This is a genomic window from Kitasatospora sp. NPDC059973, from assembly GCF_042737525.1.
In the GTDB taxonomy this organism is placed as follows: domain Bacteria; phylum Actinomycetota; class Actinomycetes; order Streptomycetales; family Streptomycetaceae; genus Kitasatospora.
The window spans coordinates 1-3,357 of the sequence record NZ_JBHWUI010000151.1 but is presented as its reverse complement, the minus strand read 5'-3'; the positions used below and the strand labels follow the sequence as shown (position 1 = coordinate 3,357).

The following is a 3,357-nucleotide window of genomic DNA, read 5'->3' as shown; positions in this document are numbered from 1 at the left end:
CGGGTGCTGCGGCGCGGCCGTGCCTGGGGGGGGGGCGGGGGGGGGGTGCCTGTGGTGGGTGCGTGCGCCGGGGGGGGGGGCCGGCCCCCAACACGGGCCGGCCCCGCACCCCGGGCACTCCGGCCCTCAGAGCGGGAGGAGGGGACGGACCGAGAAGTCCTCGCAGAGACCGTCCCCGTCCGGGCCGTGGACGAACTCGGCCATGAAGGGGTTCCGGTTGGCCGTGGCCAGCGGGAGCCACCCCAGCAGGAAGCCGTACCCGCCGCACACCGACTCGCCGCCGTCCCCGCCGTGTACGGACGCGGTGTCGCTGCTCACCTCGGTGCGGTAGGTGTCGTAGGCGATGCGCAGCCCGAAGGCGTTCGGCCGGCTCTGCGGCCCGTCCGGCTCTCCGTGGGGGATGCGGTCGAGCGGGCAGTCGTCGCCCCAGCGGAAGAGGGTGGTGGCGCCGGCCCCGCAGGCGTGCTCCCACTCGTCCGCGCTGGGCATCCGCAGCCCGCGGGCCGCGAGGACGGCCGGCATGTCGCAGGAGGCCTCGGTCAGCTCCTCGTCCTCCACGGCCATCAGCACGGTGGCCAGGGTGACGGTCCGACGCGGGCTGAGCACCTGGGCGAGGTGCTCCCGGAGGTCGGCGCCGTAGCCGAAGCCCTGCTCCAGGCTCGCCGCGTAGTCGGCGGTCTGCTCGGGCGTCGGCCGCCAGGCGTCGAGGTCGAACCCGAGCGTCACCCGGCCGCCGGGGATCAGCGCGAACTCCTGGTCATCCCGCTCGATCCGGACGCGGTGCAGCGGGGCGCCGAGGTGCTCGACGGTCTCCAGCGCGGTCACCCGGCCGCCCACCAGCTCCGCCGCCCCGTGGGCGAAGTGGCGGGCGGTCGGCAGGTCGAACGACCGCCACTGGTCGAGGCTGAGGGCGCTGAGAGACATGTGCCGCAGTGTGCCACGGCCCTCCGACAGGGACGCACGCCCCGATCGGCCCTGACCGAAGGCTCGCCAGGGCCGTTCAGCGGTCCAGCAGTTCCGCGAAGCGGTCCAGCGCGCGATTCGTGCGGTCGCGGTCGCCGGTGGTGGTGAGGTCGAACAGCAGGCCCCGGACGACGGCCATGATCAACGTGGGCGTCACGGTGTCGCCGGGGCCGTTGGAGACGTCGCGGAAGGTGGCGCCGAGCGTGTCGAACCAGTCCGTGATCGCCTCGCCCTGCTCGGGGTAGGCCTCGGGGTGAACCAGCCCGTCGGCGTGCACCTCGAAGAACAGCCGGACGAACGGGGCACGTTCCTCCGCGCTGATCCACCCCCAGATGCCGCGCAGCCGCTCCTGGGCGGTGCCCGTCGTCGGCGGAACGTGGCCGGTCAGGCGCGCGGCACCTCGGCGCCGAGCCTCGGCGAGGACCGCCGCGACCAGCTCCTGTTTGCTGCCGAAGTCGTAGAGCAGCATCCGCGGGCTGGTGTCGAGAGCCGCGGCCATCGGTCGCAGGCTGAGTCCGGTCAGGCCGTGCGCCAGTACGTAGTCGGTCGCCCGTGCCAGCGTGCGCTCCCGACGGGCGGGGTCGGCGGGTCGCCCCACGGTGGATCTCCTCTCGGTATTGCGAAGTTGAGACAGCGTCAGTGAGTATATGGTACGACTGTTTCACTAACGAGGGGAGATCATCTTGCACACCTTCGACCGAGCACTCGTCCTGGGACCCGGGGGCCACGTCGGCACCGCCTGGATGGCAGGGCTGGCCCACGGGTTGCGCCTGCGCGGTGTGGAACTGGGCGGAGCCGACGTGATCGTCGGGACGTCGTCCGGCGCGATCGTCGCGGCGCTGCTCGCCACCGGCCAGGACCTGGAGCGGCTCGCGACGGCGGCCCGCCGGCCGGAGCACCGGGTCACGGCGGACCCCGGGCGGACGGGCGAGGTGTTCGCGGTGCTCGGCGACCGCGGCCTGGAGCCCGACGAGGCCCGCCGCCGCGTCGGCCGCCTCGCGCTCGACGGCGCCGACCCCCACGCCGAGGAGGCGCTGATAGCGGGCCGCGCCGCGCTGATCGGCGCGGACACCTGGCCCGAGCGCCGACTGCTGATCACCGCCGTGGACACGACCTCCGGTGAGCCCGTGGTGTGGGACCGCGACAGCGGCGTGCCGCTGGTGCACGCGGTGGCGGCGAGCAGCGCCTTCCCCGGGGCCGCGCCGCCCGTCGCCGTCGACGGCCGGCGGTACATGGACGGTGCGCTGCGGGCAGGGCCCAACGCCGACCTCGCCGTGGGAGCCCGCACGCTGGTCGTGGTCGAGCCGATGGCCCACCTGTTCCCCCGGGAGCTGCTCGACCAGCAGCTGGCGGCCGTGGGAGCGGCGCGCGTCGTGACCATCGGTCCCGATCCGGCCTCGGTCAGCGCCTTCGGCCCGGACCTGGGCGACCTGGCGGCCTGGGAGCCGGCGTACCAGGCGGGCCTTCGCCAGGCGGGCGACGTCGACGAGGAACTCCGCGCCACGTCGACGCCGGAGCCCGACGCGCGCTGACCCCCGACCACGCCGGCACACCGCCGGCGGCGACAGCCCACGGGACGGTCACGGCGTGGGCCGACCCGCCCTCCCCGAGCCTCCGGCGGGCCCGCTGTCCCGCTGTCCAGCCTCTTCCGGGGCCCGCTTAACCGGCCGACGACGGTGCCGCGGTCGGCCGAGCGGGCAGCCTCCGACCCGTCCTGGCGGAGGTCGGTCGTCGGCTACCGCTCCCACGGCGCGCCGTCAGTGGTTCGCGTCCTGGGCCTGCCAGATCAGCCCCCGCCCGGCGGCCGCACTGGCGTAGGCGTCGTCCCAGTTGTCGTAGTACAGGGTGCCGGCCGCATCGTTGAACCGCGATGCGGCCCCCCGGAGGAGGTCCTGCAGTTCCTCGGTGAAGCACGGAGCCGCGTAGGACAGCTGGGCGGCGTCCGTGAGGCCGACGGCGGCGTTGCCCTTGTCCCGGTAGCTGATGGCCTGCTGGGCCTGGGCGGCGATGCCGTCGATGGTGTTGAGGGCGCTCCCGCAGGCAGGTGTCGCGGGGCGGGCGGTGGCCGTCGTGACGACGCTGCCCAGGCCGAGGGCCATCGCCGCGGTGACCACGGCGAAGCGGCCGAGAGTCTTTCGCATCATGCTTCCTCCACTCATGCCGCCGGAGCCGTGCGCGATCTCCGGGGCTCGTTCCCGGTCGAGGTGTCCCGCCGGGCTCTCCACCTTCGCGAGAGCTCACGTTGTCCACAACAGGAACGGGCGGAACCGCAGTTCGGCCGCGGACAATGGCCATTGTCCGCGGCCCGGATGGGTGCCTGCGGCGTCGGCGGCCAGGCGGTACGGTGCGGCCCGGGGCCCCGCGCCCCCCGGCGCCGCGGGGGGGGGGGCCCGC

Annotated in this window: 4 protein-coding genes; 1 reads left to right on the top strand and 3 read right to left on the bottom strand. The window is 74.9% G+C overall.

Annotated elements, in window-relative coordinates; translation table 11 throughout:
• Positions 1-126 precede the first annotated feature (126 nt).
• Both ACFWA9_RS30725 and ACFWA9_RS30720 read right to left on the bottom strand, forming a co-directional pair.
• Positions 127-924 (bottom strand): hypothetical protein, encoded by a 798-nt coding sequence (locus ACFWA9_RS30725; protein ID WP_380391335.1) that lies wholly within the window; start codon positions 922-924, stop codon positions 127-129.
• Between the two features lie 76 nt (positions 925-1,000).
• Positions 1,001-1,561, bottom strand: a complete 561-nt coding sequence (locus ACFWA9_RS30720) for a TetR/AcrR family transcriptional regulator (protein ID WP_380391332.1) — start codon at positions 1,559-1,561, stop codon at positions 1,001-1,003.
• A gap of 85 nt (positions 1,562-1,646) precedes the next feature.
• Here ACFWA9_RS30720 and ACFWA9_RS30715 point away from each other — a divergent pair, with 85 nt between their 5' ends.
• Positions 1,647-2,495, top strand: coding sequence for a patatin-like phospholipase family protein (locus tag ACFWA9_RS30715; protein ID WP_380391329.1), 849 nt, complete (start codon positions 1,647-1,649; stop codon positions 2,493-2,495).
• Positions 2,496-2,720: 225 nt separating this feature from the next.
• On the opposite strand, the gene ACFWA9_RS30710 is transcribed toward ACFWA9_RS30715, so the two are convergent.
• Positions 2,721-3,107, bottom strand: coding sequence for a hypothetical protein (locus ACFWA9_RS30710; protein ID WP_380391326.1), 387 nt, complete (start codon positions 3,105-3,107; stop codon positions 2,721-2,723).
• Between the last annotated feature and the right edge of the window lie 250 nt (positions 3,108-3,357).

What these genes read in the sequence shown, in the direction of transcription:
- ACFWA9_RS30725 (WP_380391335.1), bottom strand. Translation starts at nt 924, where the DNA reads ATGTCTCTCAGCGCCCTCAGCCTCGACCAGTGGCGGTCGTTCGACCTG.
- ACFWA9_RS30710 (WP_380391326.1), bottom strand. Translation starts at nt 3,107, where the DNA reads ATGATGCGAAAGACTCTCGGCCGCTTCGCCGTGGTCACCGCGGCGATG.